18 protein-coding genes and 1 tRNA gene are annotated in these 15,740 nt (G+C 63.0%); 12 read left to right on the forward strand and 7 right to left on the reverse strand.

From position 1 onward, the window contains the following. The first annotated feature begins 10 nt into the window (after positions 1 to 10). Entirely contained in the window at positions 11 to 1,357 is a 1,347-nt protein-coding gene (locus DEM26_RS09460; protein WP_109172265.1) for an alpha,alpha-trehalose-phosphate synthase (UDP-forming), read from the forward strand. Here DEM26_RS09460 and DEM26_RS09465 read toward each other — a convergent pair. Further along, entirely contained in the window at positions 1,349 to 2,185 is an 837-nt protein-coding gene (locus tag DEM26_RS09465; RefSeq protein WP_109172266.1) for a methyltransferase domain-containing protein, read from the reverse strand. The two genes, DEM26_RS09460 and DEM26_RS09465, sit on opposite strands and share 9 nt — an antisense overlap. On the opposite strand from DEM26_RS09465, the gene DEM26_RS09470 reads away from it, so the two are divergent. Genes DEM26_RS09470 through DEM26_RS09485 form a run of 4 tightly spaced genes read left to right on the forward strand, consistent with a single transcriptional unit; the run spans position 2,184 to position 4,508 of the window. Beyond that, positions 2,184 to 2,942 carry a ComF family protein gene (locus tag DEM26_RS09470; protein ID WP_233243061.1) on the forward strand — a complete coding sequence of 253 codons (759 nt, stop codon included), beginning with the start codon at positions 2,184 to 2,186 and terminating at the stop codon, positions 2,940 to 2,942. The genes DEM26_RS09465 and DEM26_RS09470 overlap by 2 nt on opposite strands. A gap of 35 nt (positions 2,943 to 2,977) precedes the next feature. Next, positions 2,978 to 3,235, forward strand: coding sequence for a glutaredoxin 3 (grxC, locus tag DEM26_RS09475; RefSeq protein ID WP_075775204.1), 258 nt, complete (start codon positions 2,978 to 2,980; stop codon positions 3,233 to 3,235). 2 nt (positions 3,236 to 3,237) lie between these two features. Continuing rightward, positions 3,238 to 4,065: a carbon-nitrogen hydrolase family protein gene (locus DEM26_RS09480; protein WP_075775203.1), complete on the forward strand. Its 828-nt coding sequence runs from the start codon at positions 3,238 to 3,240 to the stop codon at positions 4,063 to 4,065. A gap of 53 nt (positions 4,066 to 4,118) precedes the next feature. Next, positions 4,119 to 4,508, forward strand: coding sequence for a MarR family winged helix-turn-helix transcriptional regulator (locus DEM26_RS09485; protein WP_075775454.1), 390 nt, complete (start codon positions 4,119 to 4,121; stop codon positions 4,506 to 4,508). A gap of 296 nt (positions 4,509 to 4,804) precedes the next feature. On the opposite strand, the gene DEM26_RS09490 is transcribed toward DEM26_RS09485, so the two are convergent. From DEM26_RS09490 to DEM26_RS09500, 3 genes are all read right to left on the reverse strand, one after another. Beyond that, positions 4,805 to 5,908: a site-specific DNA-methyltransferase gene (locus tag DEM26_RS09490; RefSeq protein WP_075775202.1), complete on the reverse strand. Its 1,104-nt coding sequence runs from the start codon at positions 5,906 to 5,908 to the stop codon at positions 4,805 to 4,807. Positions 5,909 to 6,021: 113 nt separating this feature from the next. Continuing rightward, entirely contained in the window at positions 6,022 to 6,657 is a 636-nt protein-coding gene (locus DEM26_RS09495) for a ribonuclease HII (RefSeq protein ID WP_088727573.1), read from the reverse strand. Between the two features lie 104 nt (positions 6,658 to 6,761). Then, a complete protein-coding gene (locus tag DEM26_RS09500; protein WP_075775200.1) occupies positions 6,762 to 7,307 on the reverse strand; it encodes a hypothetical protein in 546 nt (181 codons plus the stop codon). A gap of 168 nt (positions 7,308 to 7,475) precedes the next feature. Here DEM26_RS09500 and DEM26_RS09505 point away from each other — a divergent pair, with 168 nt between their 5' ends. From DEM26_RS09505 to DEM26_RS09520, 4 genes are all read left to right on the forward strand, one after another. Next, complete coding sequence (locus DEM26_RS09505) at positions 7,476 to 7,757, forward strand: hypothetical protein (RefSeq protein WP_075775453.1); 282 nt, start codon at positions 7,476 to 7,478, stop codon at positions 7,755 to 7,757. After that, positions 7,729 to 8,433 carry a helix-turn-helix domain-containing protein gene (locus DEM26_RS09510; RefSeq protein WP_098409595.1) on the forward strand — a complete coding sequence of 235 codons (705 nt, stop codon included), beginning with the start codon at positions 7,729 to 7,731 and terminating at the stop codon, positions 8,431 to 8,433. The genes DEM26_RS09505 and DEM26_RS09510 overlap by 29 nt, the downstream gene beginning before the upstream one ends. Positions 8,434 to 8,495: 62 nt before the next feature. Beyond that, on the forward strand, positions 8,496 to 9,590 hold the full coding sequence (nspC, locus tag DEM26_RS09515) for a carboxynorspermidine decarboxylase (protein WP_075775198.1): 1,095 nt from the start codon (positions 8,496 to 8,498) through the stop codon (positions 9,588 to 9,590). A gap of 51 nt (positions 9,591 to 9,641) precedes the next feature. Beyond that, positions 9,642 to 10,889, forward strand: coding sequence for a saccharopine dehydrogenase family protein (locus DEM26_RS09520; RefSeq protein ID WP_109172268.1), 1,248 nt, complete (start codon positions 9,642 to 9,644; stop codon positions 10,887 to 10,889). A gap of 57 nt (positions 10,890 to 10,946) precedes the next feature. Here the strand turns inward: DEM26_RS09520 and DEM26_RS09525 are convergent. Next, positions 10,947 to 11,023: transfer RNA gene (locus DEM26_RS09525), tRNA-Arg, on the reverse strand. A 327-nt stretch (positions 11,024 to 11,350) separates the two neighbouring features. Here DEM26_RS09525 and DEM26_RS09530 point away from each other — a divergent pair. After that, positions 11,351 to 12,379, forward strand: coding sequence for a LacI family DNA-binding transcriptional regulator (locus DEM26_RS09530; protein ID WP_109172269.1), 1,029 nt, complete (start codon positions 11,351 to 11,353; stop codon positions 12,377 to 12,379). On the opposite strand, the gene DEM26_RS09535 is transcribed toward DEM26_RS09530, so the two are convergent. Both DEM26_RS09535 and DEM26_RS09540 read right to left on the reverse strand, forming a co-directional pair. After that, positions 12,380 to 13,006 (reverse strand): SH3 domain-containing protein, encoded by a 627-nt coding sequence (locus tag DEM26_RS09535; protein ID WP_109172270.1) that lies wholly within the window; start codon positions 13,004 to 13,006, stop codon positions 12,380 to 12,382. It abuts the gene before it with no gap. A gap of 40 nt (positions 13,007 to 13,046) precedes the next feature. After that, on the reverse strand, positions 13,047 to 13,868 hold the full coding sequence (locus tag DEM26_RS09540; RefSeq protein WP_075775195.1) for an ABC transporter permease: 822 nt from the start codon (positions 13,866 to 13,868) through the stop codon (positions 13,047 to 13,049). 130 nt (positions 13,869 to 13,998) lie between these two features. Between DEM26_RS09540 and cysQ the strand changes: the two genes are divergently transcribed. Both cysQ and kdsB read left to right on the forward strand, forming a co-directional pair. Further along, entirely contained in the window at positions 13,999 to 14,793 is a 795-nt protein-coding gene (gene cysQ / locus DEM26_RS09545; RefSeq protein WP_075775194.1) for a 3'(2'),5'-bisphosphate nucleotidase CysQ, read from the forward strand. Beyond that, positions 14,793 to 15,593: a 3-deoxy-manno-octulosonate cytidylyltransferase gene (gene kdsB / locus DEM26_RS09550; protein ID WP_088723193.1), complete on the forward strand. Its 801-nt coding sequence runs from the start codon at positions 14,793 to 14,795 to the stop codon at positions 15,591 to 15,593. The genes cysQ and kdsB overlap by 1 nt, the downstream gene beginning before the upstream one ends. Positions 15,594 to 15,740 lie beyond the last annotated feature (147 nt).

Below are 15,740 nucleotides of genomic sequence, written 5' to 3' on the forward strand. Positions count from 1 at the left end.
GGAACGTCACATGGGTCGCCTGATCTGCATCTCGAACCGTATTCCGACCGGGGCCAATCCTTCGGGCGGGCTGGTCGTGGCGCTTGGCGATGTGCTGGAGGAGACCGGCGGCATCTGGATCGGCACCTCCGGCGAAATCGCGGAGAAGCCCGCCGCGAAGCTGCGCGAGATCGAGGGCGGGCCGTTCAGGCGCTACTGCTTCGATCTGACCCAGGAAGAGCAGGACAACTATTACGCGGGCTATTCCAATTCGGTCCTTTGGCCGCTGTTCCACGGGCGCGCCGATCTGATGGATATCCACCACCTCTATCTGGGCGTCTACAAGCAGGTGAATCGGCGGATCGCGAAGCTTGTGGCGCCGTTTCTCAAGCCCGACGACAGGATCTGGGTGCAGGATTACCACCTGCTGCCGCTGGCCTACGAGCTGCGCCTGATGGGCGCGACCAACCCGATCGGTTTCTTCCTTCACACGCCCTTCCCCGGGCCGACCGCGATGCAGGCGCTGCCCAACGGGCGCGAAGTCTGCCAGTGGATCGCGAATTACGACCTCGTGGGGCTGCAGGCAGAGCGCGACGTGCGGGCCTGCCTCCACTCGATGATCGAGATCGCCGGGGCTTCCGATCTGGGCGCGGGCTATGTGCATCTCTCGCCGCGCCAATGTCGGATCGCCGCCTTCCCGATTTCGATTGATGCGCGGGAATTCCAGGACCTGGCAGAGGCCGAGTTCGAGAACCTCCCCGCCGGGATCGTGAAGGATCATCGCCGGCTGGTGATAGGCGTCGACCGGCTGGATTATTCCAAGGGCGTTCCGCACCGCTTCCGCGCCTTCGGCGAATTTCTGGAGCGGCACGAGGATTGGCATCGCCACGTCTCGCTGCTGCAGATCTCACCGCCGACCCGCGAGGGCGTGCAGGCCTATGACGATATCCGCGAAGAGACCGAGCATCTCTCGGGCCGCATCAACGGCCAATTCGCCGACATCCAGTGGGTCCCGATCCGCTTTATCAACCGGGCGGTGCCGCGCGAGGTTCTGGCGGGGCTCTATCGCGCCTCGCATGTCGCGCTGGTGACGCCGCTGATGGACGGGATGAACCTCGTCGCGAAGGAGTTCATCGCAGCACAGAACCCCGACGATCCCGGCGTGCTGATGCTGTCGCAATTTGCCGGCGCGGCCGAGCAGATGGACGCGGCGCTGATGGTGAACCCGCACGACCCGGAACAGGTCGCGACCTCGATGCTGACTGCGCTGATGATGTCGCGCGGCGAGCGGCGGGAACGCTACCGGTCGCTGATGGAAGGGCTGACCACTTATGACGTGCATTGGTGGTCGAAGTCCTTCCTCGACGCGCTAGGCTGAGCCGGGCTTGTCGCCGCTCGGCCGCTCGGTCGTGCCAAGCGCATCTGCGAGCCGATGCGCCGCCGACCCCGGACGCAACGGTTTTTGCTGATCGGGATGCGGCTTCCAGCCGGTGAGCCAGACCATGTCGAAGGTCGCGCGCACCCGGCCATCGGGCTCCTGATAGGTCTCGATATAAAGACGCAACGCCTCGGTCAGCACATCGCGGCGCAGGAAGCGGCGATCACGGGCGGCGAGCGCATTGGTCTCGCCCATCGCCCGCAGGTCCGAAAGAAGGCGTAGCGGCGTCTCGTAGGTTACCTTGCGCGTCACCGCATCTGCGACGGGCAGCGCCAACCCGGCCCGCTGGATCAGCGCGCCGAGATCACGGATTTCGCCCATCGGCACGATCCGCGGGCTCAAGCCTCCGGTGATCGTGGCTTCGGCCTGCGCCAGCGCAGCGCGCAGCTCGTTGAGCGTCTGACCGCCGAACATCACGCCGATGAACAGCCCGTCGGGTTTCAGCGCACGCGACGCCTGCACCAGCTGTCCGACCGGATCGTTCGCCCAATGCAGACACAGCGCGTGAACCACGAGATCATGCGCGCCTTCCTCGAGATCGAGCACATCCGTATCGGCCACCACCTTCGCGTCGGGAAGGATTTCGAGCCAAGGTTCGGGAAAAGCGGAGATCAGGGCCGGCTCCGTAAAGGTCCTGTTAACCTCTAGCAGTCTTTCCTCGAGCTCAGCCGCCGCGTCCTCGTGCAGGAACAGTTCGGGCGCGCGGGCGGCGCGTTTCCTGTGGCGCTCTAGCGCCTCGCGGTCGGTCAGAAGGGGCGGCGTATCCATGGCAGATACCCTTAACGAGGTTCGGGGCCGGATGCTAGCGGCGGGACGTCTGGGATTGCGCACCCTCTTCCCGCCGCGCTGCATCGCCTGCGGCGACGCGGTGGGCACCGATTTTGGCCTCTGCAGCGCCTGCTGGTCGGATGCCACTTTCGCGCGCGGCACGGTCTGCGACGCCTGCGGTACGCCCCTGCCCGGGGAAAGCGAGACCGCCATCCTTTGCGACGACTGCCTCACCCATACGCGCCCATGGGCGCAGGGCCGCACGGTGATGCACTACTCTGGCACCGGGCGCGATCTGGTACTGGCGCTGAAACATGGCGACCGGCTCGATCTGGTGCCGCCGCTGACCGACTGGATGGCACGCGCCGCCGCGCCGCTTCTGACACCCGACACGCTGATCGCGCCGATCCCGCTGCATCGGCTGCGACTGCTGCGACGACGCTACAACCAAGCGGCGGAACTCGCGCGCGCGCTGGCCCGGCGCACCGGGCACGCCTATTGCGCCGATCTCTTCACCCGCACCCGCGCCACCGCGAGCCAGAAAGGGAAAAGCCGCGAGGAGCGCCGCACCAATCTCGACGGTGCGATCACCGTCGCGCCGCGCCACGCCGCGCTGCTGCAGGGGCGCCCGCTTCTCATCGTCGATGACGTGATGACTTCGGGGGCCACGCTTTCCGCTGCAACGGAGGCGGCGCGAAATGCCGGGGCAGAGCGGATCTGCGCTGTGACACTGGCACGCGTTGCGAAGGCGCCCTAAATCCCTATAGTCTCGCAGACCAAAGGGAATACAGTATGAAACGCGTCGAAATCTACGTCACCAGCACCTGCCCCTTCTGCATCCGGGCCAAGCGCCTGTTGGACAAGAAGGGCATCTCCTACGAGGAAACCGATGTGGGCCGCGAGCCGCAACTGCGCGCCGCGATGACCCAACGTGCCAATGGCCGCCGGACCGTCCCGCAGATCTTCATCGGCGGCGAGCCGATCGGCGGCTGCGACGAGCTGCATGCGCTCGAGCATGCGGGTAAACTCGATCAGATGCTGGCGGGCTGACGATGAAGGCGGCGCTCGTTCAGCTTTCGGTCACGGATGATCCGGCACGGAACCTGCCGGTCACGATCGATTTCATCCGCGATGCCGCGTCGAAAGGCGCGCAACTGATCGCGACGCCCGAGTGCACCAACCTGATCTCGTCGGATCGCGCACATCAGAACGCGGTCCTGCAGCACGAGCATCACGATCCGACGCTGGAGGCGCTTTGCAACGAGGCAGAGCGCCTCGGCGTCTATATCCTGATCGGCTCGCTCTGCCTGAAATCCGGAGACGATGCGCGCTTCGCCAATCGCTCCTTCCTGATCGGGCGCAAGGGCAATATCAAAGCCCGCTACGACAAGATCCACATGTTCGACGTGGATGTGTCCGAGACCGAACGCTACCGCGAATCCGAAGCCTACCGGCCCGGGCGCGAGGCGGTTCTGGGCGCCACGAAATACGCCCAGCTGGGCCTGTCGGTCTGCTACGATCTGCGCTTCCCGCATCTCTACCGGACGCTGGCGCAGGCCGGGGCGCAGGTCTTGACGATCCCAGCGGCGTTCAACGACACGACCGGGGCCGCCCATTGGGAGGTTTTGGTACGTGCCCGCGCGATCGAGAACACATGCTTCGTGCTCGCGCCCGCGCAATGCGGCACCCATGCCGCGCATGGCGGTCGACCGCGCCGGACTTGGGGCCATTCGCTGGCGGTCGATCCGTGGGGCAAGGTGCTGGCCGATGGCGGCACCGAGCCCGGCGTGACGCTCGTTGATCTCGATCTCGACCAGGTGGACGCGGTGCGCTCGCGGCTGCGCTCCTTGTTCCATGACCGGAGCTTCGACGGACCGTGAGCACCTTGCCCGAAAACGATCCGCTCGCCGCGACGCTGTTCGCCGAGGTCTTCATGGCCGATCAACTGGCGCGCAACGTGGTGAGCCGCGCCCTGCCGAAGGGTATGGAAATCTCGCATTTCTCGGTGCTCAACCTGCTGGCCCATATCAACGAGGAACGCACGCCCGCCCAACTGGCCGAGGCGCTGCATGTCACCCGCGGTGCGATGACCAACACGCTCGCCAAGCTGGAATGGGCGGGCCATGTGCATATCCGGCCCGACTGGGACGATGCGCGGCGCAAATGGGTCTCGCTCTCGCCCTCGGGAAGGCGCGCGCGTGATGCCGCGCTGGCCTCGCTGATGCCGATCATCGGGGGGATCGTGCGCGACCTCGGTCCCGAAAAGGTCCGCGCCACCCTGCCGGTGCTCCGCGAATTGCGCGCCCGCCTCGGTCAGGCCTGAACGGATCGGGGGCTCTGCCCCTCTGGCCTGCGGCCATTCACCCCGGGATATTTCCGCCAAGCCGAAATCCGGATTTTCGCTCTTCTTCAAATACCCTAGGAGAGCGCGGTACGCTTGAGGTCGGAGTTCCCTTTTTCCCTTTTGATTGTCGTCCTCCGGCGACGGCGGCGGAGCCCCCTTTCAACGTTGCGAAAACGAAAAGACCCCGCCGTTTCGCACGGCGGGGCAAGGCGCGTGCCGAGGAGCGGTCCTCAAGCACCGGCGGTAACTTCTCATTCTTGGAAGAGGGCGGAGCCTCAGTTCATCTCGGCGCGGATCTGCTGGCGCAGCAGGTCGATCGGGACCTGTTTGCCGTCGCGCTTGAACGTCCAGTAGGTCCATCCGTTGCAGGAGGGCGCGCCTTCGAGATGGGCACCGACCTGATGGATCGAGCCTTTCACGTCGTCGCCGATCAGCGTGCCGTCGGCGCGGACCTTCGCCTTGTGGCGACCGTTGAGCGAGTAGAGCTCCTCGCCCGGGCGCAGCATCCCGCGTTCGACCAGCTGGCCGAAGGGCACCCGCGGCTCGGCGCGTTTCGATGTGGAAACCTCCAGAGCTTCCTTGTCGAACTTGCGGATCTTGGCGAGGCGCTTGAGCGCGACTTCGCGATAGGCTTCCTCGCGTTCGATACCGATGAAATCGCGGCCCAGCATCTTCGCCACGGCGCCGGTCGTGCCGGTGCCGAAGAACGGGTCGAGGATCACGTCGCCGGGGTTGGTGGTGCCGACGAGCACGCGGTGCAGCAGCGCCTCGGGCTTTTGGGTCGGGTGGGCTTTCTCGCCGTTCGAATCCTTCAGACGCTCGCCGCCATTGCAGATCGGGATCACCCAGTCGGAGCGCATCTGCACCCCTTCGTTGAGCGATTTCAGCGCTTCGTAATTGAAGGTGTATTTCGCGCCTTCGGATTTCGACGCCCAGATCAGCGTCTCATGCGCGTTCGTCAGGCGCTTGCCGCGGAAGTTCGGCATCGGGTTCGATTTGCGCCATACGACGTCGTTCAGAATCCAGAAGCCTTGGTTCTGCAGCTCTGCGCCCATGCGAAACACGTTGTGATAGGAGCCGATCACCCACATCGCGCCGTTCGGCTTAAGGATGCGGCGTGCGGCCTTCAGCCATTCGCGGGTGAAGTTGTCGTAATGCGCGAAGGAGCCGAACTGGTCCCACGCGTCATCGACCGCGTCGACCTTGGAATTATCGGGGCGATGCAGGTCGCCACGCAACTGTAGGTTGTAGGGTGGATCGGCGAAGATCAGGTCTACACTGTCCTCGGGCAGCGAGTTCATCATCTCGATGCAATCGCCTGCGAGAATTTCGTTCAGGGGCAGTGCATTGCGCACCACCGGAGTCTTGGTCTTTGCCATTTTTAGCCTCTTAACTGCCCGCCTCAGGGCCCAATATCTGGGTGCCGGCTTTGTGCCGATCTATGGCTATAAAAATGAGTCAAAGCCGATTCATCGTCAATTTCTTTTTTGAATCAAGGGCTTATATAATTCGCTTGGCACAAGATATTGTGGACCGGCTTGAAGCTTCGTCTATGAACGGGGGTAACCCCTAAATCTAGAAGCGCCTGCAGATGATCCTTCGTGGCGTAGCCCGCATTTCTTTCCCAGCCGTAGCCAGGATACTGTTGCGCCAAATCCACCATGAGCAAATCGCGGGCCTCTTTCGCGAGGATCGAGGCCGCCGCGATCGACAGGCAGCGCGCGTCGCCCTTCACGATCGGCTCGCAGGAAAGTTGCAGATCGGACGGCACGCGGTTGCCATCGACGAGGACGTGATCGGCGATCCGGGCGAGGCCTGTGACCGCCCGGCACATCGCGAGATGCGAGGCGTGATAGATATTAAGCTCGTCGATCTCCTCGACGCTGGCATGGGCCACGCAGAACTCGGCGCAGTCCATGATCCGGGCCGCCAGATCGGCGCGGCGCTTCGCGCTGAGCTTCTTCGAATCGTTGAGCCCCTCGGGAATGCAGGCTGGATCGAGAATTACCGCGGCAGCGGTGACGGGCCCGCAAAGCGGTCCGCGGCCGACTTCGTCCACGCCCGCCACGACAATCAGGCCGCGCGCGAAGGCGGCTTCTTCGAAGGAAAAGTCAGGTGAGTCTGCCATGCATTGGGAATGCCCCGAACCGGCAGGTCTGTTCAATGAAAAAGCGGGGACCCGAAGGCCCCCGCACTGCTCGACGACGCTCTTCTTGGCGTCTGCCGCATGTCTTAACGCCGGCGGAGACGGATACCGCGATCCTCCAGGCAGTTGCTGCCGTAGACTTTCTCGACCCCGTGACGCCCGGTGCGCATCGTGAAGGCGCAGTTGGCGGGCAGCGTACGCTCGGTGCGGCGGTCGAGGCAGGAGGCGGAAACCACCTCGCCCCAGCCGCGGCGGGTCTTCACGCGCTGCACGCATTCCGCAGGCAGGTAGATGCGGTCTCGGTCATGGCGATAGCGGTCGTGGTCGTAGCGTTCCTGCGCGCGCTTGCGGCGGGCTTCGGCGGCGCGACGCTCGCGCTCGCGGCGTTCACGCTCCAGTCGGCGCTGCCGGTCCTGCCAGCTTTCATAGCGCGGCTGCGCCTTCTTCGCCTTGTGGTCGTTCTTGTTCATACCGTCGAGCAGCAACGCGGCGGCACCGACCCCAAGCAGGATGGTTAGCGCCTGACGGTCCTTCTTGCCCAGCGCGGCGGCGGGCGTGGCACTGATCGCGACGGAGCCCAGCGCGAGGGCGAGGGCGGTGATGGCGGCGGTGGCCTTGGTCTTGAGGCTCATGGCTTCGGTCCTTTCACTCGGCAGCCCGAAGGCCGCGTGACGTCGATGAACCGAGATTGGGCCGGGGGTCGAAAGTCAGGCAATAACGGCCCCCTGCTATCGGATAACAGACCGGCCAACCCCCTTTGGCTATTGAATAACACGGGCATTGCGCGCAGCGTGTTCCACATGAAACATGCAGTCCTCATATTGGCGTTTCTCGCCTCTGCCTCGGCCGCGCAGGCCGAGTGCTATGCCGACTACAAGGCCAAGCGCGACAACCCGTTGCAGCTGCAATACGGGGTTGCGCAGGTCTCGGACTCGGCCTGTTCGAAAAAGGCGGCGGCGCGCGAATTGGCGCCGAAGCTGAAAGCCGATGGGTGGACCTTGCTGACGGTTCTCTCCACATTCGGCCCCGATGGCTTGGAGCAAAGGAAGGCCAGTGCCGGACAATATTTCCTCCGTTACTGACAGTCTGCGATTGGGCTCGCGCGCGGTCGTGGGCGGCATCGTGGCCGTGGTCGCGATTCTCGCGGTCGCTGCGGTGCTACTATTCGCGAACCTGCCGAATGCGGATGCGTTCAACGCGCGGGTCGAGCAGATCTTCGTGCAGAACGACAACCTGACCTCGCAGGCCGAAATCAAGCTGCTGGAGGTGCTCGCGCAATCAGGCACCGCGTTCTCCGACGTGCTGGCGAATTACCGCGTGATCATCTTCATCCTGCTGATCTTCGCCGCCGCGTTGCTGATCGCGACGATCGTCTTCTTGCTTCTGTTGATCGCGCTGAACAAGCGCATGACCGAGATCCGCCGCGCCGGGATCGAGGTGCAGAGCCTGCGCATCCTGCGCGGCGAAAACGCGGTCATGCTCAACGATATGGGCTTCACACTGACCCCGGCCGCGATCGAGACGCTGTCTGTTCTGGCCGAGGCGCGGATGGATGACGACATCCTCACCGGCGCGCAGATCGAGGCGATGATCTCGGGCCGCGACGAGGCCGATTGCGACGAGGCGGCGGGCGCCACGCGGATCAAACGGCTGCGCGACAGCCTCGGAAATCAGCTCGTCAGCGAGCTTCTGGTGCGCAACATTTCCCGCAAAGGCTATGCGCTTAGCGTGGCCAAGGATGCGATCCGAGTCGACTGATCCGGTTGCGCCACTGTCACATGGGCCCTATATCGCAGGGTCTGTTGACCTGCGGGGGAGCCATGTCCGATACGCCCTTCTACCTGATCGACGAGGCCCGACTGCGCGAGAATATGCGCAAGATCGAGCGTCTGCGCGAACGTTCCGGCGCGAAAGCCCTGCTGGCGCTGAAATGTTTCGCGACGTGGTCGGCCTTCGACATCATGAAGCCCTACATGGATGGCACGACCTCCAGCTCGCTGTTCGAGCTGCATCTGGGACGTGAGAAATTCGGCAAGGAAACCCATGCCTATTCGGTCGCCTGGGCCGATCACGAGATCGACGAGGCCATCGGGTATGCCGACAAGATCATCTTCAACTCGCTGAGCCAGCTGGATCGCTTTGGCGAGAAGGCGGCGCATATCGAGCGTGGCCTGCGCCTGAACCCGCGATTTTCGACCTCCGGTTTCGATCTGGCGGACCCGGCGCGGCCGTTCTCGCGCCTGGGCGAATGGGATGCCGAGCGGCTCGAGGCGGCGATGGATCGCATCTCGGGCGTGATGATCCACTACAATTGCGAGAACGCCGATTTCGCGCTGTTCGACCATCAGCTTTCGCGGATCGAAGCAGAGTTCGGCGATATTCTGAAGCGCCTGAAATGGGTCAGCCTTGGTGGCGGCATCCATTTCACCGGCGAAGATTACCCGCTCGACGATCTGGCCGACCGACTGAAGAAATTCTCCGAAGATTTCGACGTGCAGGTCTATCTCGAGCCTGGCGAGGCCTCCATCACGCAGAGTGCCTCGCTCGAAGTCACGGTGCTCGACATTCTCGACAACGGCAAGAAGATCGCCATCGTCGACAGCAGCATCGAGGCGCATATGCTCGACCTGCTGATCTATCGCGAGACCGCGAAGCTGCCGCAACAGGGCGAATACGAATACCAGATCGCGGGCAAAACCTGCCTCGCGGGCGACATCTTCGGAGAGGCGCGGTTCGACAAACCGCTCGAAATCGGCGACCGTATCTCGATTGCCGATGCCGCCGGTTACACGATGGTCAAGAAGAACTGGTTCAACGGCGTTGCGATGCCTGCTATCGCCATCCGCCGCGAAAATGGGAACATCGACCGGATTCGCGACTTCACCTATGAGGATTATCGCGCCTCATTGTCCTGAGGGCCCACAAGAGCCCCCTTCCCCTGTCCGCAAACAAAGGAGACAGCCGAAGTGAAAAAGAACGTGCTCATCATCGGAGCGGGCGGCGTCGCCCAGGTCGTGGCGCATAAATGCGCGCAGAACAACGACATCTTGGGCGATCTGCACATCGCCTCGCGCACCAAATCGAAATGCGATGCGATCATCGAAAGCGTGCATGAGAAAGGCGCGATGAAGGTCAAGGGCACGTTTGAGGCGCATGCGGTGGATGCGACCGATTCCGAGGCCGTCGCCGAGCTTATCCGCAAGACCGGGTCCCAGATCGTGATCAACGTCGGCACCGCCTTCGTGAACATGCACGTCCTCGATGGCTGCATCGCCACCGGCGCCGCCTATATCGACACCGCGATTCATGAAGAGCCCGACAAGATCTGCGAAACCCCGCCTTGGTATGCCAATTACGAATGGAAGAAGCGCGACCTGTGCGCCGAACATGGCGTGACTGCGATCCTCGGCGCGGGCTTCGATCCGGGCGTGGTGAACGCCTATGCGCGTTTCGCCATCGACCAGATGGACGAGGTGAGATCGATCGACATCGTCGACATCAACGCGGGCTCGCACGGCAAGTATTTCGCGACCAATTTCGATCCGGAGATCAACTTCCGCGAATTCACCGGGGTCGTCTATTACTGGGAAGACCAGCAGTGGAAAGAGACGAGCATGTTCGCCTCGGGCCACGAATGGGATCTGCCCGTCGTGGGCCCCTCGCAGGCCTACCAGTCGGGCCATGACGAGGTGCACTCGCTCGCCACCAACTATCCGCAAGCCGACGTTCGCTTCTGGATGGGCTTCGGCGATCACTACATCAACGTCTTCACCGTGCTGAAGAACCTCGGCCTGTTGTCGGAACAGCCGGTGAAAACCGCCGAGGGTCTGGAAGTCGTGCCGCTGAAAGTGGTGAAGGCCGTGCTGCCCGACCCGTCGAGCCTCGCGCCGAACTACACCGGCAAGACCTGCATCGGCGATCTGGTGAAAGGCACGAAGGACGGCAAGGACGTGGAGTATTTCGTCTATAACGTCGCCGATCACAAAGAAGCCTACGAAGAGGTCGGCTCGCAGGGCATCTCCTATACGGCAGGTGTGCCGCCGGTCGCCGCCGCAATCCTGATCGCGCAGGGCGACTGGGATGCGAAGACGATGAAGAACGTCGAAGAGATGGACCCCAAACCCTTCTTCACCGAGCTCGACCGCATGGGCCTTCCGACCCGCGTGATGGTCGGCGGCCTCAAGGGCGAGGACAAATCCTGGACCGAGGTTTGAGCGGTCGCACCAGAAACACGAAAGGCCCGCATAGCGCGGGCCTTTTTCATGTCTGATTGGCGATCCCGGCAGGATTCGAACCTGCAACCTGCCCCTTAGGAGGGGGCTGCTCTATCCAGTTGAGCCACGGGACCGCACAGCGCCTTTGATGCCGCCAAAGAGCTTGTGGCGCAAGTCCATCGCGGTGGTGCTGCGAAAAACCGCAGCCGCTATGCCGCGCATCTAGTGCGGTCGTGAATTCGGGAACTGGTTGGGAAGAAAGAAAAGGGAGCGCAAATTGGCCCACTGCGCCCCCTTTCGCGTCCCTCGCCCTGACGAATCCGACAGTGGCGCGGGTCTGTCCAGGTATCGAGCGGAGATTATCCGACCCTATAACCGTTAACGCTAACATACTGGTCATCATTCGCTTGCGCAAGGGAAATGTTTGGCGCTAACAAGAGGTGAACCTTGAGGAACTGCCCTTGTCCCGCCCCAGCGAAACCCGCCGCCCCTTGACCCTGCGCGATGTCTCCGAAGCCTCCGGCGTCTCCGAGATGACCGTGAGCCGCGTGCTGCGCAATCGCGGCGATGTCTCTGATGCGACACGCGAAAAGGTCCTGCAAGCCGCGAAGGCGCTTGGCTACGTGCCCAACAAGATCGCCGGCGCGCTCGCCTCGCAGCGGGTGAACCTCGTGGCCGTGATCATCCCGTCGCTGTCGAACCTCGTCTTCCCGAAAGTCCTGTCGAGCGTATCCGACGAGCTTGAGGATACCGGGCTGCAGCCGGTCGTGGGCGTGACGAATTACTCGCCCGAGAAGGAAGAGCAGGTTCTCTATGAGATGCTCTCGTGGCGCCCCTCGGGGGTGATCATCGCGGGGGTCGAACACACGCCCGCCTCTCGCGCGATGCTGCAGAACGCGGGCATTCCGGTGGTCGAGATCATGGATGTCGATGGTGAGGGGATCGACTCGGTCGTCGGTATCTCGCATCGCCGCGCCGGGCTGCACATGGCCGAGGCAATCATCGCCGCGGGCTATCGCAAGATCGGGTTCCTCGGGACGAAAATGCCCGAGGATCACCGGGCGCGCAAACGGCTCGAAGGGTTCAAGGAAGGGCTCGCCAAGGCGGGGATCGAACTGGCCGATACCGAGTTCTACGGCGGGGGATCGGCACTCGCGAAAGGGCGCGAGATGACGGAGACGATGCTCAAGCGCTCGCCCGATCTCGATTTCCTTTATTACTCGAACGACATGATCGGCGCAGGCGGTCTGCTTTGGTGCCTCGACAATGGGATCGACGTGCCCGGCAAGATGGGTCTCGCGGGGTTCAACGGGCTCGAACTGCTCGACGGTCTGTCGGTGCGGCTCGCCACGATGAATGCCTGCCGGGCCGAGATCGGGCGCAAGGCGGCGCAGATCATTTCGGGTCGCTCGCAAAGCGGGATGATCGGCGGCGAGGTGATCGAGCTGGAGCCGACCCTCGATCCCGGCGACACGATCCGTAAAGTCTGATCAGTCGAGGCGGCAGCATCCGGTCAGCGCGCGACGACCTGCGGATGTCTTCAGGAAGAGATCGAGCCCGATCGCGTAAAGCGCATCGCTCATGCCATCGGAACACGTGCCGCCCTTGAACACCACGAAGCCCTCCGTGCCTTTTCCCGACAGTTTCATCCCCACCGTCTCGGCCTTTCCGTTTTGCGGAGCCCCTGACCATTCGACATCGAGGTTTTGCGCAGCCTCCCCCGCCATCTCGAACCGAAAGAGCCCCGGCGCGTAGCGCAGCGACCAGAACGGCTCCGTCCCGGAACAGGCGAGCGGCACCTGTTCGGTCCACCACGGCGGCATCGGAACGTCCTTGAGAAATCGCGCCGCAGCCCACCCCGTGCGTCCATCGACATTCAACCTCAGCCATTTTTCGTCCGCGGATGCGCCCGTTATCTCGATGCCTGTCGCTCCGGGGGACAATGTGCCTAGGATGGGCGCCGATGCGGTCGGCTCCGCCCGGAGATTGAGAACATCGTCGGCAGCGACGCCGGTGACCGCCGCGTAGTGGGGAAAGTCCTCTGCCAGAACGGATCCGGCAGAACTCATCGCAAGGGCCAGACCGAGGCCAATCGTTCGGATGGTATTCGCGGCCATAACAGCGCTCCTTTTCGAAACGAGCCTGCCTGAAAAGGCACTAACGCCGCGCCCCCCAGCTGATCGAGGCGTATTGACGCGTGTAGAATTCGCCCAGAAGGCCGATCATCAGGATCGCTAGCCCGACATAGAGCGGATATTCCCAGTTCGAGAAATGCGGATTGTAATTGATGAAGGTGAAGCCGCGCGCTTGATCGATCGTGTGGAACAGCGGGTTCCAGTTGAACAGGATCAGCATCTTGTGCGGCAGATTGTTCGCGAGAAACATCTTACCCGAGGCGATCATGTTGGCACGGGTGTAGACCTGCTGGATCACGCCCACCACTTCGGGCGCCCAGGGCTTCGCCGCCAACAGCACAACCCCGACCGCGAGCCCCGTGAACCACGCCAGCAACACCATCCCGAAGGCACCGACCCAATCGTAGATCTCGATCGGCTTGAAGGCCGCATGGTAGATGTAGAGCACTGTCACCATCGACAGCACCTGGATGTAGAGCGCGCTCAGCGCCGCCGCGGAGATCGAGACCGCGGTGGTCATCGGCGCGTGTTTCATCATCGCCGAGGTCGGCCCCTCAGATCCGAAGACCGCGCCCAGGGTCTTGGTATGGGTCATGTAGAGGAAAATGCCGGTCATGATGTAGAGGAGGAAATCGCCGCGCACCGAGCTGGACCGCATCCCCAATATGCTGAACATGACGTAGAAAGAAATGACCAGCATCATCGTCTGGACCATGTTCAGCAGCAGGCCGATCAACGCATTGCCGTGGGTCTTGCGCAGATTGCGCACGGTCGCATGGTAGATCAACTCCAGCAGGCTGAAGGTCGTCCCGAGCTTGGTCGCTTTCGTCTCCGGTCTGAACATGTTCCTGCCGATTCGGGCGCGTTGCGGCCCAAGCTAGGTCGGATTGCTTGCTCAACCCTTGTCGCCGCATCATAAGGGGGGAGTTGGAGCATAGCAATTGGGCCTTAACAAGGCCGGGAGAGGCGTGACGATGGATTTCGAACATCTGATGCGAGTGATGCGGCGACTGGCGCTCGAGGCAGGCGACAAGATAATGGAGATCTACGACTCGCCGGATTTCGAGGTGAAGTCGAAGTCGGACAACTCGCCGGTGACCGAAGCCGACGAGGCCGCCGACGCGCTGATCTCCGCCGGGCTGCGCGCCGAATTTCCCGACGTGCCGCTCGTCACCGAGGAGCAGGCCGCGAGCCATTCGCAGGAGGTGTCGACCTTCCTCATCGTCGATCCGCTCGACGGCACGAAGGAATTTGTGAAGCGCCGCGGCGATTTCACCGTCAACATCGCCTATGTCGAGAATGGCAAGCCGGTGCGTGGCGTGGTCTATGCGCCCGCCAAGGGGCGGCTGTTCTACACACTGGCCGAGGGCCGCGCGGTCGAAGAAGACGGCCCCTTCGACAAGGAGCGCCCCGGCAAGCAGCAGCCGATCACGGTTTCGATGCCCGACAATCGCGGTCTGATGGTGGTTGCGTCGAAATCGCATCGCGATCAGGCGACCGACGAATACATCGGCAAATACGCGGTGAAGGATATGGCCTCGGCCGGGTCGTCGCTGAAATTCTGCCTTGTCGCGACGGGCGAGGCAGACCTCTATCCACGTCTGGGCCGCACGATGGAATGGGACACGGCGGCAGGTGACGCGGTTCTGCGCGGCGCAGGCGGCGAGATGATCCGCTTCGAAGATCATGCGCCCTTCACCTATGGCAAGCCTGGCTTCGAGAACCCGTTCTTCATCGCCTACGCTCCCGGCGTTCTGCTGGTGAAGTGATGTCTGTCCTCATCGTCATTCCGGCGCGCTACGCGTCGAGCCGTTATCCCGGCAAGCCGCTGGTCGAACTGACCGGCGCCACGGGCGAGAAAAAGACCCTGATCCAGCGCAGCTGGGAGGCGGCGACGCAGGTCGGCGGCGTCGACCGGGTCGTGGTGGCCACCGATGACGCCCGTATCAGCGACGCCTGCCAGGCCTTCGGCGCGGAGGTGGTGATGACCTCGGAGAGCTGCCGCAACGGGACCGAGCGCTGCGCCGAAGCTGCCGCAACTCTTGGCGGTGACTACGATATCGTGGTGAACCTGCAAGGCGACGCGCCGCTGACTCCCGCTTGGTTCATCGAAGACCTCGTGACGGGGTTGCGCGCCAATGACTGGGCCGAACTCGCGACCCCGGTGCTGCGCTGCGAGGGCGCAATGCTGAAAAGCCTGCTGGAAGATCGCCAGAACGGGCGGGTGGGCGGCACCACGGCGGTGTTCGGCGCAGGCAATCGCGGGCTCTATTTCTCGAAAGAGGTCATTCCATTCACCTCCGAGAGTTACGCGGACGAAGCCCCGACGCCGGTGTTCCACCATGTGGGCGTCTATGCTTACCGACCGGACACGCTGGCGGCCTATGCAGGCTGGCCGATCGGGCCTCTGGAGACTCTCGAAGGGCTGGAGCAATTGCGTTTCCTAGAGAACGGGCGTGCAGTGCTCTGCACAGAAGTCGAGGCGCGCGGACGGCAATTCTGGGAACTCAACAATCCATCAGACGTGGCCCGGATAGAATCCATGATGCAGCAGATGCAGCTCCCCTGACTGCGGCGATTTATCGCCGAACACGCGTAAACCGCGAATTTTCACGGCGTTGAACGAAACAATTTTCGCGTTTGCAGCATTTCTTCCTTTTGGAGTGCTCAACGCGAAAACCGGTCCCTTGTTGGATTGAGGCTTTGGGGACACAAT

Source organism: Thioclava sp. NG1, from assembly GCF_003122275.1.
Lineage (GTDB): Bacteria > Pseudomonadota > Alphaproteobacteria > Rhodobacterales > Rhodobacteraceae > Thioclava > Thioclava nitratireducens.